The sequence below is a fragment of the Asaia sp. VD9 genome, from assembly GCF_037150015.1.
In the GTDB taxonomy this organism is placed as follows: Bacteria; Pseudomonadota; Alphaproteobacteria; order Acetobacterales; family Acetobacteraceae; genus Asaia.
In genome coordinates this window covers 252,915-276,985 of record NZ_JBBCQM010000002.1, presented here as the reverse complement: position 1 = coordinate 276,985, position 24,071 = coordinate 252,915, and the positions used below count along the sequence as shown (strand labels likewise).

The window sequence follows — 24,071 nt, the reverse complement described above, 5'->3', positions numbered from 1 at the left end:
CCTCCCTCAGCCTTGCGGGGAAAGGGGCAGACGGTTTTTGAGCTCGGCCAGACAAGCCTCCCGATCAGGCAGACAGCCCCTGGCGCGCCACCAATCCTGAAGCTCAGCGAGAACCAAGCCGACTTCGGGACCCGGGCCGAGTCCGGCCTTCACTGCATCACGTCCCGCAAGGGGGAATATGGGGCGCTTCATCCCGATCAGCCGCGTGCGCAACGCGTCCCAATCCTCGGGGAGGCTCTCGTCATCCTGTGTCTGAAGCAGCCAGCTCCGGTCAAGCAGCGTCTGATGTTCCTCCAGCGCAAGCTGACGCCGGAGCGCATCGTCATCGCATTGCGGGGACAGGATATCCGTCTCGTCAGACAGATATGGCCCCCGCATGAGAGAGAGCCGTTGCGCCTGTTTGCCCGAGAGGCGCAATCTCTGCGCCAGATCCGGCGCATCGCTCAGCAGACCGAGCCGCAGAACACCGTCCTCCGGCGCACCGAGCTTTAGCCCACGGACGAGCCTCCGGGTCCGGGGGGACGCGACAACGCGGTCCAGCACATCGGCCGCCTCCATATGGGCGAGACAGCGCGCCAGATGCGGCCCGGTGAGGATACGCACCATCTCGCTCGCGAGACGCTCGGCCGAGAGCCCGCCAATCATCCCGGCATGGCTGCGTATGGCGGTCATCGCGGCCAGATCGGGTCGATCGCTTCCGAAACGCGCATCGAAACGGAAGAAGCGCAGGATACGCAGGGCATCTTCCTCAATGCGCCTTCCGGCCTCCCCCACGAACCGGACATGCCGCGCGGCCAGATCCCGCTGACCGCCGAAGAAGTCGTGAATGACGCCCCAACGATCACAGAAAAGCGCATTGATGGTGAAATCGCGCCGCGCCGCATCTTCCTGCCAGTTCGTCGTCCACGCGACTTCGGCGTGACGCCCGTTGGTCGTGACATCGCGTCGCAGGGTAGTGATCTCATATGGGACCTGATCGATCAGCGCCGTGATCGTGCCGTGAGCGAGCCCGGTCGGAATGGTCTTTATCCCCGCGCGCGCGAGGACGGCCTGAACCTCGTGAGGAGGCTCGGGAGTGGCCAGATCCAGGTCATGGACCTGTTGCCCCCCGAGCAGAAGATCACGCACGGAACCGCCAACGAGGCGGGCCTCGGGCAGGAAACGCCAGAGCCGATCCAGGCCGGAGCGTTGAGGAAGCTGGTCGAGAAGTGTCACGGCAGACCCGGTCGCGAAATCAGTGAGGGGAATCCCGCCCCTTACGGCGCAGGTATCGGGGCAAGGGGGAAAAAGATATTATGGCTCCACACCCCCATGCAGGGACGGCAACCCACATGGCCCGGAACGGCCAGCGCCACAAGCTCGTAATAGACCGGGCGCGAAAGGCGGGCGAGAATGGGCTTGTCGCCCTCGCCGCGTCGTACCTGCACATAGGGAATGGCGGCGCAGTCCTCTGACGGGGGATGGTCCCAATCCACGATCAGAGGATGGGACGGACCGACGCAAAGCAGTTCGTCCATATTGGTCCGCAGGCACAGATTCTGCTGCCGCCCGCACCCGCCCCGGAAATCGAGCTCACGCACGATGAACGGTGCATCTTCCACCTGGATGATACCGGCCTCGGTTGGCGTACGCAGCCAGAAATCTCCTGCCCGATCGCGTGTGAGCATGGAGCCGAACAGACAGAGCATCTCCTTGCGTCTCACAGGCGAGCCCCGATAGAGCCAGGTTCCGTCACGGCGGATGATGAAGGGAAGCGCGCGCGGCGCTGTTTCGCCATCCCTGCCCGTTTCCTTGCCGGAAGCATCGATGCGTTCATCGTTCTCGCAGGTCATCGGCAGCTCAGCGCAGCCCGATGCCCGTTTTGCCCCACCTTCCCTCAACGCTCTCTCCGCTCGTGGTCCAAAAATCTGGTCTCATGCTGCAAGTTGGGTCGTCTTATGGCTTGATGAAACCCCCGGAACTGTCAGATTGGCAAATATGAGCCAGAACGATCTCTCTTCCTTCCCCGCCCGGCCCTTCTCCGATACGACGCAGGCGGAGCTTGCCATGGCCGAACGCCTGACCGCGCAGCTCGGCGCGGTGCGCAGCGCCATTGGTCAGGTCGTGCTCGGCCAGCGCGACGTGATCGACCGGCTTCTGGTCACGATCCTCTCGGGAGGTCACGCGCTTTTGATCGGCGCGCCAGGCCTGGGCAAGACGCTGCTGGTCAGCACGGCCGCCCATGTACTCGGGCTGGACACGCGCCGCATCCAGTTCACACCCGATCTGATGCCCTCGGACATTACTGGCAGCGATATTCTGGACGAGGATGAAAACGGACGGCGCTTCTTCCGCTTCGTGAAGGGGCCGATCTTCACCCAGCTTCTTCTTGCCGATGAGATCAATCGCGCCAGCCCCCGTACACAATCGGCCCTGCTTCAGGCCATGCAGGAATATGAGGTCGCCCAGGCAGGGACCAATCACAAGCTGCCCAGGCCTTTCCACGTGCTGGCAACCCAGAATCCGATCGAGCAGGAAGGCACATACCCACTCCCGGAAGCCCAGCTCGACCGCTTCATGCTGCGCATCGCCCTCAGCTTCCCCGAGCGCGATGCGGAGCGCGAGATGCTGCTCCAGACCACCGGTGCCGAGACCGCCACCGCCCCCGTCCTGCTTTCATCACGTGACCTGATCGATGCGCAGGCGCTCGTGCGCAGTCTGCCGGTGGGCGAAAAAATCCTTGAGGCGATCCTGACGCTTGTGCGTGGCCTGCGCCCCGAAACCGCCTACAAACCCGATATTGCGTCCTCTCTGCTCTACGGCCCCGGCCCGCGCGCAGCCCAGGCCCTGATGCTGAGCTGCCGCGCTCAGGCGCTTCTGGATGGTCGCCTGAGCCCGAGCCTCGACGATCTGGCGGAACTCGCCGAGCCAGTTCTCGCCCATCGCATGGCGCTTAGCTTCTCCGCGCGCGCGTCCGGACAGAAGGTCGAGGCTCTGATCTCATCGGCCGTCGAGACGCTTCTCTGATCGTGAGTGGTTTTTTTGCGACATGGCGACGCAAGGCCGGGTTGAGCGCTTCAGGCCCTCGGTCCAGCACCTTCCCTGACCGGCATTCCGATACGCAGGTTCCGGCCGAGGCGGAGGCCCTCCTTCCCCCGCTCGTGATCGAGGCAGAGCGTATCGGACGTCAATTGCGCGCAGGTGTGCATCATCAGCATCGCGCCGGAGCGGGCGAGGATTTCTGGCAATACCGACCGGCTCACGACCACGAACCCGCCCATCGCATCGACTGGCGGCAATCAGCGAGAAGCGACCAGCTCTGGGTTCGTGAGCGCGAGGCCGAGGGCGCGCAGCTTCTTACCCTCTGGTGCGATCCCTCCCCCTCCATGGCCTGGCGCTCACGGACTACCCTGCCCCTGAAGCAGGATCAGGCCCGGCTGGCCACACTCGCCCTCGCCGCTGCCGCACTTCATGGAGGGGAACGTGTCGCGTTGCTCAACGGGCCCGAACAGGGGCGCTCGGTCAGCGGTGCGCATTCCCTGACGCGCCTCGGCCAGAACCTGACCCTCGGTCCCGCAGCGAGCCTGCCCGATCTCGATACGATACGACCCTGGGGGCAACTCGTTCTGGTCAGCGATTTCCTCTTCCCACCTGAAACGCTCGAAGCTTTGCTGCGCGATATCGCCGCGCGCCCGGCCAGAACCGAACTGCTCTGCATTCTCGATCCTGCTGAACGAAGCCTGCCCTATGCCGGGCGTATCAGCTTCGACAGTTTGGAGGGAGAGGAGCGCCTGACCCTCCCTGCCGTCGAGACGCTGACGGAGTCCTATGAACAGGAAATGAAAGCCCATCTCGACCAGATGACCCGTCTCGCCGAGGCGCATCGTGCGGGGTTGACCCTCCATCATACCGACCAGCCGCTTCTGCCCGCCCTGCTCGCGCTTTATGCCCGTCTCAGCGGGGGGAAGCTGCACGCATGATCTTTCTCACCCCCCTTGCGCTGTTCGGCCTCGTCGCGCTGCCGCTTGTGTACTGGCTGGTCAAGGCGACGCCGCCTCCCCCGCGAGAACAGGTCTATCCCTCGCTCGAGATCCTGCGTCGCCTGACGTCGGGACGGGCTGATACCGCACGCTCCCCGCTCTGGCTGCTGATCCTGCGTCTGACAGCGGTTGCCCTGCTCGTTCTCGGCCTGGCACAGCCTGTCTGGCTCGGACGCAGCCTGACCTCTGGCGCCGATCGCGCCATGATTCTCGTGCTGGATAATGGCTGGGCGGCCGTGCCCCACTGGCAGGAACGTCTGCGCGCGGCCCGCAGCCTGGCGGAGCGCCACTTCAGGGCCGGGCAGGATGTGACATTGCTGCTGAGCGCACCCGATCCCGATGGGAGCATGGCCGCGCCCTTCACCACCCAGGACCGGGCCCGTTTCGAGGAACGCCTGCTGGGCCTCTCGCCCCATTCCTGGCCAACCGACCGCACACGCCTTGCCAGCCAGCTCAAGAACCTCGATCAGGCGGGCGCCCAGTCTCCTGCGCATGATATCGTTTTCCTCTCCGATGGGGTGGCGACAGGATCAGACCCAACGCTGACCTCTGCTCTCGCTCACCGTTCCAGCCCGGTGAGCGACATGCGCTGGACCGGCTGCGAAACCATGCTTCTGGCCGCGCAGCAGGATGATCACGGCGTGCTGTCGGCCACAGTGAGCGCCCTCCCCTGCGCAGCCCCGAAAGCGTCCCCCTTCAAGCCCGGGGCACTGACCCTGCGCGTCCGGGCGGAAAATGGGGGCACGCTTGGTCTCTTCCCTCTTGGCGCAGCGCCTGACAAACCCACTACCCTGCCTCTGCCGCCATTGCTGCGAAACAGAGCCAGCCGCATCGTTCTGGAGCGCGATACCGGGCCGCTTCCCGGCCCCTCCGCCATCGCCCTGCTCGATGAGGGCGATCACCGTCATCCGGTTGGTCTGTTGACACAGGGCAGCCAGGACACACCCCTCACCGGCCAGGGCTTCTTTCTTGCCCAGGCGATCAGCGGCGTCGGCACGTTGCATCGCGGCACCGTTTCCGAACTGCTCAAGCAGAAACTTTCGGTTCTGATCGCCACAGATGGCACACTGGCCGATGAAACCACGCGTCATCTGGTCGCAGACTGGGTGCGTCATGGCGGCGTGCTCATCCGGTTTGCCGGGCCGGTTCTCGCCTCTGACCCTCAGGCTGCCCTGCATGACATGGCAAAAACACTTTTGCCTGTGCCTCTTATCAACGGGATGCGTCAGCTTGGGGGGCCGATGTCCTGGGGTAAGCCGCAGATCCTCTCGGCCTTTGCGGAGCATTCGCCTTTTGAAGGGCTGCCCCTGCCGAAGGAAGTCACGGTAACCCGACAGGTTCTGGCCGAACCCACACCCGATCTGGGCAGTCATGTCTGGGCACGCCTGAGCGATGGGACGCCACTCGTGACAGCCAGCGCCTTCGGCCAGGGAGAGCTGGTCCTGTTTCATGTGACCGGCACGGCAGATTGGTCGAGCCTGCCACTCTCGGGGCTGTTCCCAGAGATGCTGGAACGTCTGGTCGATCGCTCTGCCGGCCAACAGGATACAAGCGCGCTCCGCACACTTGTCCCCTTTGCCATGCTCGATGCCCAGGGCAATCTGGTGCCCCCGCCGGAAGCAGCACGCCCCATCACCGTCGAAGCGCTGGGCCATACCGCCCCCGATGTTCAGCATCCTCCCGGCACTTACGGCCCGCATCTCGCACGCAAGGCCTTCAATCTGGGTAATGCCCTGCCCCCGATCTCGGATGAGCCCATGCTCGGAAAGGCGCTTACCCCCGATCGCGTCTCACCCGATCATGTTCTCGCTCCGTGGCTGCTCGGCGCTGCTCTGCTCCTGCTGCTCGCCGATTGCCTGATCGCCCTCTGGCTGCGTGGGCTGATCGGACGCCTGACTGCGATCGGTTTCGTTATCGGTGCAACGCTCCTGCCTGCGCCTCACGCCTCGGCGCAAGCTGGTACCGCGCCGCAGGCCCAGCCCTCGGGCGAGGATGACGAGACGCCCCCCCATCAAAACGGCGTCACCCACGGCGTCGTGCCCGGCGCCGCACTCGAGACCCGCCTGGGCTACATCCTGACGGGACATGACGATATCGATCAGGCCTCACGCGAGGGACTGCAAGGGCTATCGAACTACGCCTCCGATCGCTCCTCCGCCGTAATGGGTCATCCGGACGGCCTCACGCCGGGCAAGGACGATCTGGCCTATTATCCACTGATCTACTGGCCGATCACAGAAGACGTGCAGGAAGACCCGAAGCGTTCCGCCGCGCTCAACAGCTTCATGGCGCATGGGGGCATCCTGATGCTCGACACGCAGGGCGTAGGCTCGGACCTCTCGACACGCGATGAGGGGCAGACACGTGCCGCCCTGAAACGTGCCACCTCAGGCCTGGTCGTGCCGCCGCTTTCGAAGCTCGATGACCATCACGTCCTGGCTCACAGCTTCTATCTGCTGCATGACTTCCCCGGACGTGTTCAGGGCCTGCCCGTCTGGGTGGCGCGGAGTGGTGATGACAGCAATGATGATGTCAGTCCCATCATCATCGGGGCTGGAGACTGGGCCCATGCCTGGGCCATGGATGCGCAGGGCAATACACCCTATGCCGTCATTCCGGGTGGGGACGAACAGCGTACTCAGGCCTATCGTTTTGGCGTCAATCTGCTGCTCTATGCGCTGACGGGGAATTACAAGGCCGATCAGATGCGCGTTCCCGAGCTTCTGAAGAGGATGGAACAATGAGCCATCTCACCTTCATGCCGCTTCTGCCGCTCTGGCTGATCGCGGGGTCGGGCGCCATGATCGCCCTCTTGGGCCTGTACATGCTGTTGCGCCGCGCCCCCGGCTCGATCGCGCGTGTGCTTGCCCTGCTACTGATCCTGCTCTGGCTCAGCGGACCCAGGCTCAACCGCCCCTTCTACGAGCCGGCGCCGCAGGATGTGCTGCTCGTTGTCGATCACTCTCCCTCCATGGCGTTGCGCCATCGTCTCGACAGTGCCGAGAAAGCCGTCGCGCAACTTCAGCAATCGGCCCGGAACATTGCCGGACTGACGCTTCATACCGTCACGGTCGCGGGCGGAGATCATCACGGCACGCGGCTTCTCGACGCCATTGCCCAGGCCGATCTGCCGCCGGGGCGCTTCAGTGGCGCCATATTGGTCACGGATGGCATGGTGCATGACGCCCCCGCCAGTCTGCCCAGCCTGTTCACACGGGAGAACAGCCCCCTCCCGCTCCATGTGTTGCTGACTGGCAAGGGCGAGGAAACCGACCGGCGCCTGCGTGTACTTCAGGCTCCCCCCTATGCGCTGGTCGGCAAGGCGGCGACCTTACGTGTGCTGGTGGAGGATCTGGGTGCCCCCGCAGGACAGGATGTCACCCTCACCCTGCGCCAGGGTGACGCCCCCCCACGGCAGATTGCGGCACGCTCGGGCGTGCCCGTCGATATCGACATCCCGATGCGTCAGCCTGGCGAATTGCTGGTCACCCTGACCGCCTCACCGCTGGCGGGGGAAGCGAGCCCGCGCAACAACAGCGCCATCGTGCGCATCAACGGTGTGCGTGACAGGCTGAAGGTCCTGCTCGTCTCGGGCACGCCTAATCAGGGTGAGCGCGTCTGGCGCCGTCTGCTCAAGGCCGATCCTTCCGTCGATCTCGTGCATTTCACCATCCTGCGGCCGCCGGACAAGGATGACGGCACCCCGCTTTCCGATCTGGCGCTCATTCCGTTCCCTATCAAGGAGCTGTTTCAGGACCGGATCAAGCAGTTCGATCTGATCATCCTGGACGGCTTCCATAATGCTGGAATCCTGCCTCAGGATTATCTGTCGAACATCGCCGATTATGTGCGCGAGGGCGGCGGTCTGCTGCTGACGGCCGGCCCGGAATTCACCGAAGATGGTACGTTGCAGGACACGCCGCTCGCAGAGGTATTACCTGCCCATGTGCCGGGAAATGGCGTCGTGAATGAGCGCTTCGTGCCCCGACTCACCGATGCCGGCAAGCGGCATCCGGTCACCTCCGGCCTGCAACCCGGATGGGGTCCATGGTATCGTGCCCTCTCTTCCGACCGGGTGCACGGTACAACGCTGCTTAACGGTCCGTCGCAACAGCCTCTGCTCGTGCTTGACACGGTGCAGAAGGGGCGCGTGGCCCTGCTCCTCTCTGACCAGCTTTGGCTCTGGTCGCGTGGCGAGGGCGGCGGCGGCCCTCAGGCGGAACTGCTCAAGCGCCTCTCGCACTGGCTCATGAAGGAGCCCGATCTGGAAGAGAACCAGCTCCGCGCGACCTTGAGCGATAACAGCCTGCGTATCGAGCGTCACAGCAATACCGCCCGCCTCGACCACCCCGCCATGGTCACGGCACCCGACGGCAAGGTCACCCCTCAGCCCCTCACCGCTGAGGGCAATGGTGTGTTCGGCGCGCGCATCGCCACCAATGGTGCAGACGGGCTCTGGGTCATCCATCAGGACGGGCTGACCGCAGTGGCGGCGCAATCGACGCGCAACCCGCTTGAAGATGCCGATCTGCGCGCGACCGCAACCCGTCTCGCGCCTCTGGCCGCACAGTCTCATGGCAGCACGCAATGGCTCGGTACGCTCAGCCATGCCCCCGAACTCCGGCAGGTTTCGCCTGACGCACGGGGCGCAAGCTTTGCCGGATCAGGCTGGATCGGCTTTCCGCGCCAGCTCGTGCCGGTTGCATCGTCCAGCCGCCTGACCGCGCTCTGCCCCTCCTGGGCGGCACTTTGCGGTGTATTGGCTCTTCTTTTTCTCGGCTGGTGGCGCGAAGGCCGACTTCGCCGCCGATAGGGAGTCGCCAGCTTGTTAACGATCCTTTATAGTCGGCCCATGCGCCACTCGAGACGTCACATGAATGTCCAACGACTTTTTCCCCTGATGCTGACGGCAAGTCTTGCCGCCACACCGGTCCTGTTCGTTCCCTGGCATGCTGCGCATGCCCAGTCTGCAGACGATGCGGAAGCGGAACAGGAAGCCGAAGAGGCGCAGAAGAAGGCTGAGGCACGCCGTGCCGCCAAGGCAGCCGCTCCGCCATCGGCTCTCCCCGGTGCAGATTCGCAAGAACAGGATGCGGGCCACGCCAATGTGGACCTCAACCCGACCGAGGCGCTGTTCGATGCGATCAATCGCGGATCGCTGAACGCCGCCAAGGAGGCGCTCAATCGCGGCGCGGACATGAACGCGAAGAACGTGCTATTCCAGACCCCGCTCGACATGGCAATCGACCTGAACCGCAAGGACATCATGTTCCTGCTGCTCTCGATGCGGACCTACGACAATGACAGCCGCCTCGCTGTCGAGACGTCTCATTCGCAGATCGAGACCGATGCCAAAGGCAATGGTCATCTGACCATCAAGGGCAAAGGCCGCAAGGGCGCATCCGCCATGGCCGTTGCGAGCAAGGGACATCCGGCTATCCCGGGAGGGCAGCCCCAGCCCGATATCGGCTTCCTCGGTTTCGGCGGTCGCTGAACACCTGCTCTCTTTCTCTTGTCCATGACATACGTCACGGGTCAGGAAGCAGATCGATCGTCAAAAAAAGCGGATTGGGTTCCCGATCCGCTTTTTCCGTTTCAAGGCTGAAATGGAAGAAACGAGCCCCCTCAATCGACGGGCGTCTCATGACGCAGGCTCTGTTCCCATTCCGGCAAGGAAATGCTTTCACCAAGGATTGGCGTCAGAGCGTCGCGCCGTATCTCGAAACGATAGGTGCCGGACGGACGCCGCCAAGACGCCCCCTCCACCCGGGCGAGCAGGCGCGGCTCGAGTGGCACCGTTACCAGACCACTTGCCCCAGCCTTCAGCATGATCTTGCCAAATCCCACAAGCCGGGGCTGAAACGCCGGCTCATCCTCGCGCAGCGCATAGATTTGCACCACCTCCGCGCCGGGCACCCGGCCCGTGTTGGTGACGCATAGGCTCACGGTCAGCGTTTTCCGGTCGAGTGCGAAATCCGAATGGGCAAAGCGCGTATAACTGAGTCCGTGCCCGAAGGGGTAAGCCACCGGACGTTTGATGCGCGAAAACCAGCGATAGCCGATATCGGCACCTTCGATCCCGTAATCCCGATGCACGACAGGCCGATCGACTGGCTGGCCGGGATTGGACACGACGGTCTGCGGATCGATCTGCGCGGAGCGAGGCAGATCCTCTTCGCTCAGCGGGATCGTGAAAGGCAGTCTTCCAGAGGGGGAGACATGACCGAACAGGAGCGCGGCGATCGCCTCTCCGCCGCCCGATCCGGCATAGAATGCATGGAGAATGGCGGGCACGCTCTCCCGCCACAGCATGAGCACCGGGCCTCCGGTCTCCAGAACCACGATGACCCGGGGATTATGCGCTGCGATGCGTGTAATCAGGGCCTCCTGGCCATCGGGCAAGGAGAGCCCCTGCACGTCCTCCCCCTCGCTTCGCCAGAGTTCCGCGAAAATGATGACGGTGTCAGCTTTGGCTGCCAGGGGCAGGACACGATCAAGATCCCTCCCGTCATCATAGGTGACAACCGCTCGCGGGGCCACGGCAGCGATGGCTTTCAGTGGGGATGAGGGATGATAGACCTTCTCCAGAGACAGCCCGGCAAAGCTGGCGCCGTCCATCTTGAGGCTGCCTTCCGGAGTGACGCAAGACGAGCCGCCTCCCGACAGAACACCCTGATCGGCATGCGCGCCCACGAGCAGGATATGCTGAGGGCCCTGACCCAGCGGCAGCAACGCCCCTTCATTGCGCAACAGCACGATACCCCCCTCCGCCGCGCGCTGAGCGATGCGCTTATGCGCCGCGTAATCGATTGCACCTCCCGGCATGGCGGGATAATCGACCGCCCCGACAGCAAAAAGGCTGCGCAATTGCCGATACATCGACTGATCGAGACGCGCCGCCGGAACCCGCCCGGTCGCCACAGCCTCGGCGAGGGGCGCGCCGAAATAGGGCGCCGGGTCTATGTTGGCGCCTGACTGGACATCGAGCCCTGCGAGGACCGCTTTGACCGTGCTGTGAGTCGCGCCCCAGTCGGACATCACCCATCCCTGATATCCCCAGTCCCGGCGCAGGACCTCGCTGAGAAGGAACCGGTTCTCCGATGCCCATTCCCCATTGACCAGATTATAGCCAGGCATGATCGCACCCGGCTTGCCGATCTCGATCGCCATTTCGAAAGCCAGCAGATCGCTCTCGCGCAAGGCCGCCTCCCCGATATCGGAGCTGACCATCACGCGCCCGGTTTCCTCGGGATTGATGGCGTAATGCTTGATCGTCGAAACTACGTGCTGCGACTGGATACCGGCAATCGAGCCGCCGACGATCCGTCCCGTCAGGAGCGGGTCTTCAGATACATATTCGAAGATTCTCCCACCGCGTGGCTCGCGCAGCAGATTGGCCCCTCCCCCCAGGACGACGTTGAACCCTTTCGCATGGCCTTCAGCCCCGACAATCCGACCAGTCTCACGTGCAAGATCCGGATCGAAGGATGCGCCAAGCATCAGAGAAGATGGCAGGGCTGTGGCTGTATCGCCGGGTCGGACGTTCTCGAGATTGCCGATACCGAGACTGGCATCGCTCTGCTGCTGGGCTGGAATGCCGAGCGCTGGCATAGCCGGAAAATACCCCGCCGATCCGATGGCCCCCTCAGGCTTGGCCTCGCATCCAACGGGAATAGCCATGGGACCCGACATCCAGGAGAGTTTTTGTGCCTCATCCATCGCCGCGGTCGCGGCACGGGCGCGCTCGTCGGGCGTCCTGGCAGGGTTGAGCCAGAGCGGGTGTCGGGAGGAAGAATGCGAGTCCATGCCTGATGCCTCATGCGTCACGTTCGACATTGGCGCGTAGGACGGCTGGACTGGCCGCGAGGCCAGTAACAGAACGCTATGGGCAGAACGCGGGCGGAAAGACCACGCAGATCAGGATGCCAGCAATCCCCATGCCTCAGCCAGGAAACCTGGCTATCGGACGCCCTACGCGGGGTGCTGATCCCAACGCACAAACCGCCCATGCTTTCCGTCCGCAGCCGCTGACAACGGAGTGAAGCAATAATATATCAATTGTAACGAAATCGGAACGCAGCGCTTCGGATGACTGCTCAGGAGGGCATGAACGGGCATAACGCGCTCAGACGCGGCTTCGCGCCGAGCGTGAGGCACCTGCCTGCCGTGCCCATCCAGTAACGACCTTCAGCCCACATTCCGCAGAGGGGCCTGCGCCTGCTCGGTACGCAGGATGTCGATCTGGACGACCTCTCCCTGTCGCTCGAAATACCAGAAAGTCCAGCCATTGCACGAAGGGGCGTTGGTCAAAATGGCCCCCATCTTGTGGATGGAACCACGGTGGCTGCCTGAGACAAGACTGCCATCGGGCATGACCGTCGCACTGACGCGGCGCTGACGATCGAAGAGTTCGGTCCCGGCGGGCAGTGCGCCCTGCTCGACAAAACTGCCAAACGGTACGCGCGGCATCTCGCGCTTGGCGGGGGTGATCGCCAATTGCTCATCCGAAAGACGAATTTCTGCCTCTACTCGGGCACGCGCCGCCTCGATATAATCGGGATGACGTTCGATCCCGATGAATCGCCGCCCAAGACGCTTGGCCATTGCGGCGGTCGTCCCACTGCCGGAGAAAGGATCGAGCACAATATCGTCCACCACGGTCGAAGCAATGAGCACACGATGCAGCAGGCTCTCGGGCTTTTGCGTGGGATGCAGCTTCAGCCCATGCGCGTTACGCAGGCGCTCATTGCCGGTGCAAAGTGGCAGATACCAGTCGCTGCGCATCTGCATGTCGTCATTCAGCGCCTTCATGGCCTGATAGTTGAAGCGATATTTGCTCTCTGGGCCGCGCGCGGCCCAGATCAGGGTTTCATGCGCGTTGGTGAAGCGTCGCCCACGGAAATTGGGCATCGGATTGGCCTTGCGCCAGACGATGTCGTTCAGGATCCAGAAGCCCAGATCCTGCATGATGGCGCCCAGCCGGAAAACATTGTGATAGGAGCCGATCACCCAGATCGTGCCATCCTTTGTCAGCAGGCGCCGCGCCTCGGTCAGCCATTCACGCGTGAAATTGTCGTAGGTCGCGTAATCGGCGAATTTGTCCCAGGCGTCGTCCACCCCATCGACCACGGTTTCATCGGGACGGCGCAATTCACCCCGAAGCTGCAGATTATACGGCGGATCTGCGAAGATGCAGTCGATGCTCGCATCGGGGAGGCTGCGCATCGTATCGATGCACTCACCGCACAGGATCTGATCGAGGGGGAAATCCTGCATTAGATGGCTCCGACCGGTTGGGCTGCGCACGCAAGGAGGGCGCGTATGGGGGCGAATTCGCGCCGATGATGAGGGGTGACGCCGGCCTGTTTCAGGCCGGCCATATGCAGGGCCGTGCCGTATCCGGCATTCTTTTCCCAACCATAGGTCGTGTGACGTTCCGAAAGCCGTGTCATCAGCCGGTCACGAATGACCTTGGCGATAATCGACGCTCCGGCGATGGAGAGGCTCTTGCGATCGCCGCCCACCACTGCAAGGGCGGGACAGCCCAGAGCAGGCAGACGATTACCATCCACAAGCGCCATGTCAGGCATGAAGCCCAGATGAGCCAAGGCGCGCTGCATGGCCAGATGACACGCCTTGCCGATATTGATCCGCTCGATTTCCGGGACCGATGCCGCGCCAAGACCGATCCTGACCGCAGGGTGGGCCATCAGCGCGGCGAAGGCAGCATCGCGCCGTTTCGCACTCAGGCGCTTTGAATCGTCGATCATCGCAGCAAGGGGCGGCTCAGGGGGAGTGAGAAACACTAGAGACGCTGCGATGACCGGCCCTGCGAGAGGGCCGCGCCCGACCTCGTCAAGGCCGACTATCCTCTGTTCCGGTGCCCCATTGGCAAGTTCGAGAGAATAGTCCGGCATGCGTGGTTGCAAAATCCCTGGCGATAGAAACGAAACAGACCGGCCGAGTCGCACAGTCTTACGAATCGCTTTTGAATCACCCGAATCGCCCTGTAAACCCCATTCGGGCGCCGTTGAATCTTTTTTGTTGTGTCAATACGAGAAAAGGGGACCACATCACTGTGGCCCCCCTTCGCTTGACGGCGACACTGCCCAATCAAGGCTACGTTCTATGAGCCTTGGCTCACTTCTTCTTGGAACGACCAAAGAAGAGGGCACCAAGGATGGTGCCGACGAGGATAGCAACGCTCAGCGAGATCAACGGACGGTCCTGTACGAAAGCCGTTGCCTTTTCGAGCGTGGTTTCGGCATCGTCATACAGGTCAGCAAATTCCTGCTGTGCCATGCCCGAAAGCTGGTCGATCTTGCCCTCTGCCTGGAGCTTCGCGTCACCCGTCAGGCCACCGGCTGCGTCCTTCAGACGGCCCTTGGCTTCGTCGAGCAGGCCTTCACCTTTTTTTTCAACTGCATCGGCCATTGTCATAATCCTTTCACTAAACGGACTTGAAAACATCCGCGACGATAGGACGAACGACGCATGAGCAAAACGGTTTCCTGAGCCAGGATGCTTAATTAGGGTCGTGTTGCGGCGCTGCGAGTAACGTGGGATGTTGTGAATTGTTTCGTCTTTGAACTAGAATTTAGCTGACGTCATGTTACGGCGGCCTCAAATAACGTATGTCTCAGACACCAGTTGGCGCATGTGACCGCTCCTGGATTTGGGTGATGGAAGACGAGAAGAGATGACTGATCAGACGGGCCCCGACCGGACCCAGCCTGCGCGCCATGCTGCGCCCCACCCCTCTGCCTCGCCCCCACCGGGCAAGCCGCGTCGCAAGCGCCGGCTCCTTTTCATTATCGGCGGCATCATCGTGGTGCTTCTGGCCATTGCCTTCCTGCGTCCTCACGGGACGAAGACACACGGCTCACATGGCAACCATCGCGGTGCGGGCAGCGCCAGCGCGCAGCGCAATGGTGACGCCACACCGGTCGCTGTCGCCGTGGTCAAAACGGGGGACATGCCTGAGATCCTGACCGAACTCGGCACGGTGGTGCCCATCACGAACGTGACGGTGCAGGCCCGCGTGAGCGGCTACATCATGAATGTGGAATTCAAGGAGGGACAGCACGTCAAGGCCGGTGACGAGCTCGTGCTGATCGATCCGCGCCCCTATCAGGTTGCGCTCGAACAGCAGCTCGGCACGCTCAAGCAGGACCAGGCCCAGCTGGCCGATGCCCGCATCAATGCCGGGCGCTATGACAAGCTGATCAAGCAGAACTCGATCGCAGCCATGACCGCCATCGACGCGCAGTACAAGGTCCAGCAGCTCGAGGGTACGGTCAAGCTCGATCAGGCCAATGTCGATAATGCCCGCCTGAACCTCTATTACTGCCATATCATCGCCCCCGTTGATGGACGTGTCGGCATTCGTGCTGTCGATATGGGCAATTATTTCACCGCCGGTCAGTCGGGTGGCCTGACCGTCCTGACGCAGATGCAGCCGATCTCAGTCATCTTCACCCTGCCTCAGGATCAGTTGCCGCAGGTCATGGACAGGCTGCACGCGGTCGGCCAGCTTCCGGTCGAAGCATGGGACAGCGCAAACCTGAACAAGATCGCCTCTGGCACCGTCAAGGCGCTGGATAGCCAGATCGACACGGCGACTGGCACCGTGCGTATGCGCGCCATCTTCTCCAACGAAGACGAGCACCTGTTCCCGAACCAGTTCGTCAACGCGCGCCTACTGGTTGATACGCTGCACAATGTCATCCTGCTCTCGTCCAACGCGCTCCAGACGGGACCGGACGGTCAGTTCGTGTATGTCGTCAAGGACGACAACACGGTCGAAGTCCGCAATGTCACGACCGGTATCGCCAGCAATGACGTCACGGTTATCAAGACAGGGCTCAAGCTGGGTGAACGCGTGGTGACCGATGGTACCAACCATCTTCGCCCCGGTGCCAAGGTGAGCATCCCGGCGGATAATGGGAATGCCGCCGATAACGCTGGCAAGGGCGACGCCGCGACGACTCCCGCCCCCGCCGCCAAGCCCGCGCAGTAAGCCCGCCCATGAATCCTTCTCGTCTCTTCATCGACCGCCCGGTCGCCACATCGCTCCTGATGCTGGCGATCATGCTGACCGGTCTGCTCGGCTATCACTTCCTGCCGATCTCGGCCCTGCCCCAGGTGGAATATCCGACCATCACGGTCTCGACCTTCTATCCGGGCGCAGGACCGGATGTGATGGCGACCTCGGTCACAGCGCCGCTCGAAACCCAGCTGGGCCAGATGCCAGGCCTCGACCAGATGACCTCGCAGTCATCGGGTGGGGCTTCGGTCATCACGCTGCGCTTCGGGCTCGACATGTCGATGGATATTGCCGAGCAGGAAGTCCAGGCCGCCATCAACCAGTCCAACTCACTCCTGCCGACCGACCTTCCGGCACCGCCGATCTACGCCAAGGTCAACCCTGCCGATACCCCCGTGCTCACTCTGGGCATCACCTCGCGCACCCTGCCCCTGACCGAGGTCCAGGATTTCGTGAATACGCGCCTCCAGCAGCGCGTCAGCCAGATTTCCGGCGTAGGTCTCGTTACGCTTTCGGGGGGGAATCGCAAGGCCATACGCGTCCGGATCAACATTCCGAAGCTGACTTCCTACGGTATTGCCATCGACACGGTGCGCACCACCATCGGCACCGTCAACATCAACTCCCCTACGGGCACGTTTGACGGGCCGCATCGCTCGACCACACTGCGTATCGACGGTCAGATCTCCTCAGTCGACCAGTTGATGAACCAGATCATCGCTTATCAGAACAACGGGCCGATCCGCCTGCGCGATGTCGGCACCGTGGTTCAGGGCCCGGAGAACGATCAGCTTGCTGCCTGGTCGGACAAGACACCGGCGCTGATCCTGAACGTGCAGCGCCAACCGGGCGCCAATGTGATTTCGGTGGTCGATAACGTGCTGGCCGTATTGCCCCAGCTGCGCAAGACCCTGCCACCCGGCATCGAGATCACCCCCCTCACAGACCGCACCACCACCATTCGCGCCTCGGTGGCGGATGTGGAATTCGAGCTGGGCATGGCCATGCTGCTCGTGGTGGCCGTGATCTTTGTCTTCCTGTTCAATGTGCCTGCCACCATCATTCCGAGCCTGAGCGTGCCGCTCTCGCTGATCGGCACGCTGGCGGTGATGTATCTGCTCGATTTCTCGCTCGATAATCTCTCGCTCATGGCCCTGACCATCGCGACGGGCTTCGTGGTCGATGACGCCATCGTGGTGATCGAGAATATCGCGCGCTACATCGAGATGGGCGAGGACCGCTACACCGCCGCCGTCAAGGGCTCGCAGGAGATCGGCTTCACCATCATCTCACTGACGGTGTCGCTCATCGCCGTGCTGATCCCTCTGCTGTTCATGAGCGATGTGGTCGGGCGCCTGTTCCACGAATTTGCGATGACGCTGGCCATCACCATCGTGATTTCGGCCATCGTCTCGATCACCCTCGTCCCCATGATGTGCGCCCGCCTGCTGAGCGAGCGCAGCCATGACGAACATGCCAGCACGCGCTTCCAGCGCGTCGCGGCCCGCGTTGGCAATGCCATCGAGCGGATGATTGCCACCTATGCGCGCTGGCTCGATTTCGTCCTGCGCCACCAGACGGCAGCCCTGCTCGTGGCACTGGGGACCTTCGTGCTGACCGTGTTCCTCGCCGTGATTATCCCCAAGGGGTTCTTTCCCCGTCAGGATACCGGCGTGGTGCAGGGTATCACCGAAATGGCGCAGGCCATCTCTTTCGACAGCATGAAGAAGCATCAGGAAGCGGTCATCGCCGCCGTGCTCGACGATCCGGATGTGGCCAGTGTGTCGAGCTTCGTTGGTATCGACGGGCAGAACATGACGCTCAATGTCGGGCGCATGCTGATCAACCTCAAACCCCTCGAACAGCGTACGAGCGGACTCTCCGCCATTCTCAGGCGCCTGGCCGATCGAGGCAGCGCGACACCTGGTGCGCGACTGTTCCTTCAGCCCGTACAGGATCTGTCGCTCGATTCCACGGTTTCGGCCACGCAGTACCAGTTCCTGCTCGAAAATCCGGATTACGACACCTTCAAGACCTGGGTGCCGAAGCTGCTCACCGCCTTGCAGCAGGAACCCGCCCTGGCCGATGTCACCTCCGACCTTCAGGCGGAGGGGCTTGTCGCCCATGTCGATCTTGATCGCACCAATGGGGCGCGCTACTCGATCACGCCGCAGACCATCGATAACCTGCTCTATGACAGCTATGGTCAGCGCCAGATCTCCACCATCTACACGCAGTCCAACCAGTATCGCGTGATCCTCGAGACAGAGCCGCGCTTCCAGCATGATCTGGCGAGCCTCGGTCAGCTTTACCTGCCTGGCATCTCCAGCGAGGCTGGTCAGAGCTCGTCCGGCCCGACCCGCCTGCCCACATCGGGTCTCGTGCCCCTGCATCAGGTGACGACCATCACCAAGGGACTTGCCCCGCTGCTGATCACGCATTTCGGGCAGTTCCCGGCCACAACCGTGTCATTCAACGTGGCCGAAGGCTATTCGCTGGGTGCTGCGACGAACGCCATCGACCATGCCGCTTCGACCATAGGCCTTCCCCCTGCTTTCCAGACCGCGTTCCAGGGAACGGCCGCAGCGTTCCGATCCTCGCTGAGCAATGAACTCTACCTGGTGATCGCGGCGCTTGTGGCGGTCTATATCGTGCTGGGCGTGCTCTATGAGAGCTTCATCCATCCCATCACGATTCTATCGACCCTGCCCTCCGCGGCCATCGGGGCGCTGCTTGCGCTCTCGCTCTGCGGCATGGATCTGGATGTGATGGGGATCATCGGCATCGTACTGCTGATCGGTATCGTCAAGAAAAACGCCATCATGATGATCGACTTCGCGCTCGAAGCCGAACGTCTGGATGGTCTGGCTCCGTTCGATGCCATCCGTCGCGCGGCGCTGCTGCGTTTTCGCCCGATCCTGATGACGACGCTCGCCGCCTTCTTCGGCGCCCTCCCGCTCATGCTGGGCCACGGTGTCGGGTCGGAGCTGCGTCGTCCGCTCGGCGTGTCGATTGTGGGCGGGTTGCTGCTGTCGCAGCTTCTGACCCTGTTTACCACCCCGGTCATCTATCTGCTGATGGACCGCATCGCCGCCGCGACCCGTCGTCGCTTTGGACTGCGCTCCATGTCCGAACGTCTTGCCGAACAGGGTGGCGAGTGAACATCACACGCCCCTTCATCCTGCGGCCGGTAGCCACCTCGCTCCTGACCGCAGCGATGCTGATCGCTGGACTTCTGGCCTATACCATGCTGCCCGTGGCCGATCTGCCCAATGTGGATATGCCCGTCATCATGGTACAGGCGCAGCAATCCGGCGGATCCCCGACCGAAATTGCGAGTACCATCGCAGCGCCCCTGGAGCGTCACCTCGGTGCCATAGCGGGTCTGTCGGAAATGACCTCGCAATCCATGGTCAATCAGGCGCGGATCATCCTGCAATTCGATCTGTCGCGTGACATCAATGGTGCCGCGCGCGATGTCGAGGCCGCCCTGCAAGCCGCCCGTGCCGATCTGCCAACCACGCTGCGCACCAATCCAAGCTATCAAAAGGCCAACCCGAACGGCGCACCCATTCTGGTCATGGCGCTTACCTCTCCCACCAAGACGCCGGCCATGCTCTATGATCAGGCCACCAACGTGCTGCAACAGCAGCTCAGCCAGGTGCAGGGCGTAGGTGAGGTCGAGGTGGGCGGCGGCGCCCTGCCCGCCGTGCGTGTCGAGGTCAATCCCCTCCTGCTCTACAAATTCGGCATCAGTTTCGAGGATGTGCGCGCTGCACTCGCCTCTGCCAACGCCCATACGCCCAAGGGTTTTATCGATCAGGGTGGCTATCGCTTCACGCTCGATACCAATGACCAGGCCGAAAAGGCACAGGCCTATCGCGATCTGATCATTGCCTATCGCAATACGCGTCCCGTACGCCTCTCGAGCGTTGCCGAGATCAATGACAGCGTCGAAAACCTGCGTACACTGGGCGTCTATAACGGGCAGCGCGCCGTGGTAGGGCTGGTTTTCGCCCAGGCCGGGGCGAACGTGGTCAAGACGACCGACGAGATCAAGGCACGGCTTCCGCTCATACGCGCAGCGCTGCCCCCCGATATCGACCTGCATATCGCCGTCGACCGCTCCAAGACCATTCGCGCCGCCCTGGACGATACCAAGCTTACCCTCATCCTCGCCGTGGTGCTGGTCGTGCTGGTGGTGCTCGTCTTCCTGCAATCGGCCCCGGCCATTCTGGTTCCGGCGATCGTGGTGCCAACCTCGATCATCGCGACCTTCGCCGCCATGAAGCTGCTGGGCTATCAGCTCGACAACATGTCGCTCATGGCGCTCACCATTTCGACCGGCTTCGTGGTGGATGACGCCATTGTGGTGCTGGAAAATATCACCCGCTATCTCGAGCAGGGACTCTCCCCGCTCAAGGCGGCCCTCATCGGTTCGGGCGAGGTCGCGTTTACCGTGGTGTCCATCACACTGTCCCTGATCGCCGTCTTCGTGCCGATCATTCTCCTGGGCGGGATCGCCGGGCGTCTGTTTCACGAATTTGCCATGACCATCTCGATCACGCTGGTGATCTCGATGATCCTGTCACTCTCCCTCACCCCCATGATCTGCGCCATGCTTCTGCGCCCTGCGAAAGAGGCCCATAAGCGTGCGCTTATTGCGGTGGTGATCGATCGCGAGATCACGCGTATCACGGATGGCTATGTTGCATCGCTCGACTGGTCTCTGCGCCATCGCTGGCTGATGCTGCTCAGCCTGCCACTGACACTCTTCATCGCAGGTGCCCTTTTCGTGAAAATGCCGAAAGGCTTCTTTCCGGACGAGGACACCGGCATGATGATGGGCCATATCATCGGCGATCAATCGGCTTCGTTCAGCCAGATGAGCGTCAAGACCTACGAGGTGGCCAAGACCGTCTCGAAAGACCGTGACGTCGCAGCGATCGTCGGCTTCCTGGGCGGCCGTCAGGCCAATCAGGCCAATCTGTTTGCCTCGCTCAAGGATAAATCCGAGCGCGACGATACGGTCACCCAGACCATTGAACGCCTCGGACGCAAATTCCGGAAAATGGTCGGGGCCGAGATCTTCTTCATGGCCCCCGGTGCCGTGCGCGCCGGCGCGCGTGGGGGGAATGCCTCCTACCAATACGCGTTGCAGGGCCCGGATGCGGACGAGCTTTTCGCCCTCACCCCGAAGGTGGTCGAGGCTTTCCAGAAGATCCCAGGGTTGATGGATGTCTCCTCCGATCTGAACGAAGGCGGCTCGGCGCTGGATGTGAAGATCAATCGCGATCTCTCCTCACGGTTTCAGATCACCCCCCAGCTCGTTTCGAACATCCTGTTCGACGCCTATGGCCAGCGCGCGGCTTCTGTCATCTACAAACCCATCAACCAGTACCGGGTAATCATGGAGGCGGCGCCACGCTTCTGGAAAGACCCCAACACGCTGCAGCAGGTCTGGATCAGTACGGCAGGCGGAACGGCCTCAGGCAGTGTCGCGTCCAACCGTATCCGCGTCGTCACGACCAGTTCTGCCTCCACGAGCGTCTCGACGGCAGATTCGAACTATCAGAACCAGATGGCGAACAGCCTTGCAGGGGGCAGCAACACCTCTTCAGGATCGGCAGTGGCGACCAGCGCCGAAACGATGGTGCCTCTCAGCCTGACGTCTCACATCGTGCCAGGCACGACGGCGCTGAGCGTGAACCATCAGGGCCAGTCCGTCGCCACCACCGTCTCGTTCAATCTCAAGCCGGGCGTCTCTCTCGGTGACGCCGTGACCGCCATCAACGCAGCGCTGATCAAGCTGCATGTTCCCTCTGACATCCAGGGCGGATTTGCGGGCAATGCGGCGCTGTTCCAGAAATCGGTCAATGACGAGCCCCTGCTGATCCTGGCCGCTCTGGCTGCGGTCTATATCGTGCTCGGTGTTCTCTATGAGAGCCTCGTCCATCCGCTGACCATTTTGTCTACCCTCCCATCGGCGGGTGTCGGGGCCATTCTGGCGCTGCAGATCTTTGGGGAGGAGTTCTCCCTGATCGCGATGATCGGGGTGATCCTGCTGATCGGCATCGTCAAGAAGAACGCCATCATGCTGATCGATTTTGCCATGCAGGCCCAGCGCGAGGGGGCCACCCCTGAAGAAGCCATCCGACAGGCCAGCGCCCTGCGCTTTCGCCCGATCATCATGACCTCGCTAGCGGCGGCGCTGGGCGCGGTTCCGCTCATCATCGCCAATGGCTATGGTGCGGAATTGCGTCGTCCGCTCGGCATCTCCATTCTCGGTGGTCTGGTGGTGAGCCAGGCCCTTACCCTTTACAGCACGCCCGCCGTGTTCCTGACGCTCGATGCGATGGGGCGCAGGATCTCACGGCTTTTCCAATCCGCCTTCATGCTTTTCCGCCGACCCCATCAGGATCAGACCCAAGGATGACTTCCTCTCCGTCCCGCTCAGCCCGACGTATGTCCCTCCTTGCCGCGTGTTGCATGCCCCTGCTTTCGGGCTGCTTCATGGTGGGTCCCGATTATCATCGCCCCCATGCGGTCATCTCGGCCCGCTTCAAGGAAGCCCCCACACCGCCTGCCGGATGGGGCGTGGCCAAGCCGCAGCTTGCCGAAGCCCCCAAAGGCGCCTGGTGGGAGGTGTATCATGACCCTCAGCTCAACTGGCTTGAGTCGCAGGTCGCGATATCGAACCAGAACGTGAAGCAATATGAGGCCCAGTATCGCAAGGCCGAGGCAACGATCGATTCGATACGCGCGCAGCTTTTCCCGACACTGTCTGGGTCATTCAGCTTCAGCCGCAATGCCCAGGGCAGCGGGTCGCGCAGCGCGAGTTCGGGGTCGGTGGTCAATTACTCCAGCACCACCACGGTGAATACGTGGAATACCGGCCCCTCGGCTTCCTGGACGCTCGATGTATGGGGACGCATTCGCCGTCAAATCCAGCAACAGGTGACGGCAACACAGGCCAGCGCGGCCGATCTGGCCAATGCGCAGCTTTCCTACCAATCCCAGCTCGCAAATGCCTATTTCAACCTGCGCTATCAGGACAGCCTCAAGAAGCTTTATCTGGATAATGTAGGCTATTTCCGCCAGGCCCTGACCATCGTGCAGAATCAGGTTGATGCTGGCGTGACCGATCCGAGCGCCTTGTGGCAGGCGCGGTATCAGTTGCAGCAGACCGAGGCTCAGGCAACCCAGGCCGGTATTACCCGGGCGCAATACGAGCACGCCATTGCCGTTCTGGTCGGGCGCGCGCCAGCAGATCTGACCATTCCGGTTGGCGCCCTGCCGCTCACCCTACCCTCGACGCCGAATGCCATCCCTTCCGTCCTGCTTCAACGCCGCCCCGATATCGCAGCGGCCGAGCGGAACATGGAAGGATACAATGCCGAGATCGGATACTATATCGCGGCATTCTATCCCGAGATCTCCGTCAGTGCGACCTATGGCTATAGCGGCAACCCGCTGCAGACGCTGATCCAGGCTGCGACCCGTTTCTGGTCACTGGGAGCCTCCTCCACCGAGACGCTGTTCAATGGTGGCGCCCGTACCGCAGCCGTGCGTGAGGCCCGCGCCGATTACGATGCCTCGGTCGCAACCTACCGCCAGACCGTGTTGACGGCCCTCCAGGGTGTTGAGGATAACCTGTCGAATCTGCGCATTCTGCAGCAGCAGCAGGCTGAGCAGGATGTCGCTGTAAAGTCGGCTCAGGAAGCGGTACGCGTCTCTCTCAACGAATATATGGCCGGAACACAGACTTACACCACTGTGCTGACCAGTCAGCAGAATGCCCTGAGCTATGAGGTACAGGCTCTCGGCATCCATCAGAGTCAGGCCATTGCCCATGTAGATCTGATCGTGGCGATGGGCGGTGGCTGGGATGCTGCGCAACTGCCGAGCAAGGCCTCGCTCCAGACAAATAACCCGCTTCTGCCGGAATTCATTTCGAAGACAAAGCAATAGGCGTAACCTGCCTTCCCCCGGCGGAGGCAAGGAAG

General features: G+C 62.3%; 15 protein-coding genes. 9 read left to right on the top strand and 6 right to left on the bottom strand.

The features are described 5' to 3' along the window. Positions 1-6: 6 nt before the first annotated feature. Complete coding sequence (locus tag WFJ47_RS03655) at positions 7-1,215, bottom strand: CCA tRNA nucleotidyltransferase (protein WP_336760905.1); 1,209 nt, start codon at positions 1,213-1,215, stop codon at positions 7-9. Between the two features lie 41 nt (positions 1,216-1,256). Further along, on the bottom strand, positions 1,257-1,832 hold the full coding sequence (locus WFJ47_RS03650; RefSeq protein ID WP_127100408.1) for a DUF1285 domain-containing protein: 576 nt from the start codon (positions 1,830-1,832) through the stop codon (positions 1,257-1,259). A gap of 145 nt (positions 1,833-1,977) precedes the next feature. Here WFJ47_RS03650 and WFJ47_RS03645 point away from each other — a divergent pair, with 145 nt between their 5' ends. From WFJ47_RS03645 to WFJ47_RS03625, 5 genes are all read left to right on the top strand, one after another. Beyond that, a complete protein-coding gene (locus WFJ47_RS03645) occupies positions 1,978-3,006 on the top strand; it encodes a MoxR family ATPase (protein ID WP_336760902.1) in 1,029 nt (342 codons plus the stop codon). A 2-nt stretch (positions 3,007-3,008) separates the two neighbouring features. Beyond that, a complete protein-coding gene (locus WFJ47_RS03640; RefSeq protein ID WP_336760900.1) occupies positions 3,009-3,959 on the top strand; it encodes a DUF58 domain-containing protein in 951 nt (316 codons plus the stop codon). After that, positions 3,956-6,763 carry a DUF4159 domain-containing protein gene (locus WFJ47_RS03635; RefSeq protein ID WP_336760898.1) on the top strand — a complete coding sequence of 936 codons (2,808 nt, stop codon included), beginning with the start codon at positions 3,956-3,958 and terminating at the stop codon, positions 6,761-6,763. Before WFJ47_RS03640 ends, WFJ47_RS03635 begins: the two co-directional genes overlap by 4 nt. Further along, on the top strand, positions 6,760-8,832 hold the full coding sequence (locus WFJ47_RS03630) for a VWA domain-containing protein (protein ID WP_336760896.1): 2,073 nt from the start codon (positions 6,760-6,762) through the stop codon (positions 8,830-8,832). The genes WFJ47_RS03635 and WFJ47_RS03630 overlap by 4 nt, the downstream gene beginning before the upstream one ends. 87 nt (positions 8,833-8,919) lie before the next feature. After that, positions 8,920-9,513 (top strand): ankyrin repeat domain-containing protein, encoded by a 594-nt coding sequence (locus tag WFJ47_RS03625; protein ID WP_408868613.1) that lies wholly within the window; start codon positions 8,920-8,922, stop codon positions 9,511-9,513. A 131-nt stretch (positions 9,514-9,644) separates the two neighbouring features. On the opposite strand, the gene WFJ47_RS03620 is transcribed toward WFJ47_RS03625, so the two are convergent. From WFJ47_RS03620 to WFJ47_RS03605, 4 genes are all read right to left on the bottom strand, one after another. Further along, entirely contained in the window at positions 9,645-11,825 is a 2,181-nt protein-coding gene (locus WFJ47_RS03620; RefSeq protein WP_336760892.1) for a glycoside hydrolase family 3 C-terminal domain-containing protein, read from the bottom strand. A gap of 381 nt (positions 11,826-12,206) precedes the next feature. After that, positions 12,207-13,295, bottom strand: coding sequence for a DNA methyltransferase (locus WFJ47_RS03615; protein WP_127100420.1), 1,089 nt, complete (start codon positions 13,293-13,295; stop codon positions 12,207-12,209). Continuing rightward, entirely contained in the window at positions 13,295-13,936 is a 642-nt protein-coding gene (locus tag WFJ47_RS03610) for a ribonuclease HII (protein WP_127100422.1), read from the bottom strand. The genes WFJ47_RS03615 and WFJ47_RS03610 overlap by 1 nt, the downstream gene beginning before the upstream one ends. Positions 13,937-14,159: 223 nt before the next feature. After that, positions 14,160-14,453, bottom strand: a complete 294-nt coding sequence (locus WFJ47_RS03605; RefSeq protein WP_127100424.1) for a CsbD family protein — start codon at positions 14,451-14,453, stop codon at positions 14,160-14,162. A 265-nt stretch (positions 14,454-14,718) separates the two neighbouring features. On the opposite strand from WFJ47_RS03605, the gene WFJ47_RS03600 reads away from it, so the two are divergent. The 4 genes from WFJ47_RS03600 to WFJ47_RS03585 are packed head-to-tail and all read left to right on the top strand — an operon-like array spanning position 14,719 to position 24,036. After that, positions 14,719-16,038, top strand: coding sequence for an MdtA/MuxA family multidrug efflux RND transporter periplasmic adaptor subunit (locus WFJ47_RS03600; RefSeq protein WP_127100426.1), 1,320 nt, complete (start codon positions 14,719-14,721; stop codon positions 16,036-16,038). A gap of 8 nt (positions 16,039-16,046) precedes the next feature. After that, positions 16,047-19,226 (top strand): efflux RND transporter permease subunit, encoded by a 3,180-nt coding sequence (locus WFJ47_RS03595; protein ID WP_336760888.1) that lies wholly within the window; start codon positions 16,047-16,049, stop codon positions 19,224-19,226. Continuing rightward, positions 19,223-22,501 carry an efflux RND transporter permease subunit gene (locus tag WFJ47_RS03590; protein ID WP_336760887.1) on the top strand — a complete coding sequence of 1,093 codons (3,279 nt, stop codon included), beginning with the start codon at positions 19,223-19,225 and terminating at the stop codon, positions 22,499-22,501. Before WFJ47_RS03595 ends, WFJ47_RS03590 begins: the two co-directional genes overlap by 4 nt. Continuing rightward, positions 22,498-24,036: an efflux transporter outer membrane subunit gene (locus tag WFJ47_RS03585; protein WP_336760886.1), complete on the top strand. Its 1,539-nt coding sequence runs from the start codon at positions 22,498-22,500 to the stop codon at positions 24,034-24,036. Before WFJ47_RS03590 ends, WFJ47_RS03585 begins: the two co-directional genes overlap by 4 nt. Positions 24,037-24,071: the final 35 nt, after the last annotated feature.

Excerpts from the sequence above, each read along its gene's own strand:
- WFJ47_RS03645 (WP_336760902.1), top strand. The coding sequence starts at position 1,978 with ATGAGCCAGAACGATCTCTCTTCCTTCCCCGCCCGGCCCTTCTCCGAT.
- WFJ47_RS03605 (WP_127100424.1), bottom strand. The coding sequence starts at position 14,453 with ATGGCCGATGCAGTTGAAAAAAAAGGTGAAGGCCTGCTCGACGAAGCC.
- WFJ47_RS03620 (WP_336760892.1), bottom strand. The coding sequence starts at position 11,825 with ATGGACTCGCATTCTTCCTCCCGACACCCGCTCTGGCTCAACCCTGCC.
- WFJ47_RS03630 (WP_336760896.1), top strand. The coding sequence starts at position 6,760 with ATGAGCCATCTCACCTTCATGCCGCTTCTGCCGCTCTGGCTGATCGCG.
- WFJ47_RS03625 (WP_408868613.1), top strand. The coding sequence starts at position 8,920 with ATGCTGACGGCAAGTCTTGCCGCCACACCGGTCCTGTTCGTTCCCTGG.
- WFJ47_RS03650 (WP_127100408.1), bottom strand. The coding sequence starts at position 1,832 with ATGACCTGCGAGAACGATGAACGCATCGATGCTTCCGGCAAGGAAACG.
- WFJ47_RS03610 (WP_127100422.1), bottom strand. The coding sequence starts at position 13,936 with ATGCCGGACTATTCTCTCGAACTTGCCAATGGGGCACCGGAACAGAGG.
- WFJ47_RS03635 (WP_336760898.1), top strand. The coding sequence starts at position 3,956 with ATGATCTTTCTCACCCCCCTTGCGCTGTTCGGCCTCGTCGCGCTGCCG.
- WFJ47_RS03595 (WP_336760888.1), top strand. The coding sequence starts at position 16,047 with ATGAATCCTTCTCGTCTCTTCATCGACCGCCCGGTCGCCACATCGCTC.
- WFJ47_RS03615 (WP_127100420.1), bottom strand. The coding sequence starts at position 13,295 with ATGCAGGATTTCCCCCTCGATCAGATCCTGTGCGGTGAGTGCATCGAT.
- WFJ47_RS03585 (WP_336760886.1), top strand. The coding sequence starts at position 22,498 with ATGACTTCCTCTCCGTCCCGCTCAGCCCGACGTATGTCCCTCCTTGCC.
- WFJ47_RS03600 (WP_127100426.1), top strand. The coding sequence starts at position 14,719 with ATGACTGATCAGACGGGCCCCGACCGGACCCAGCCTGCGCGCCATGCT.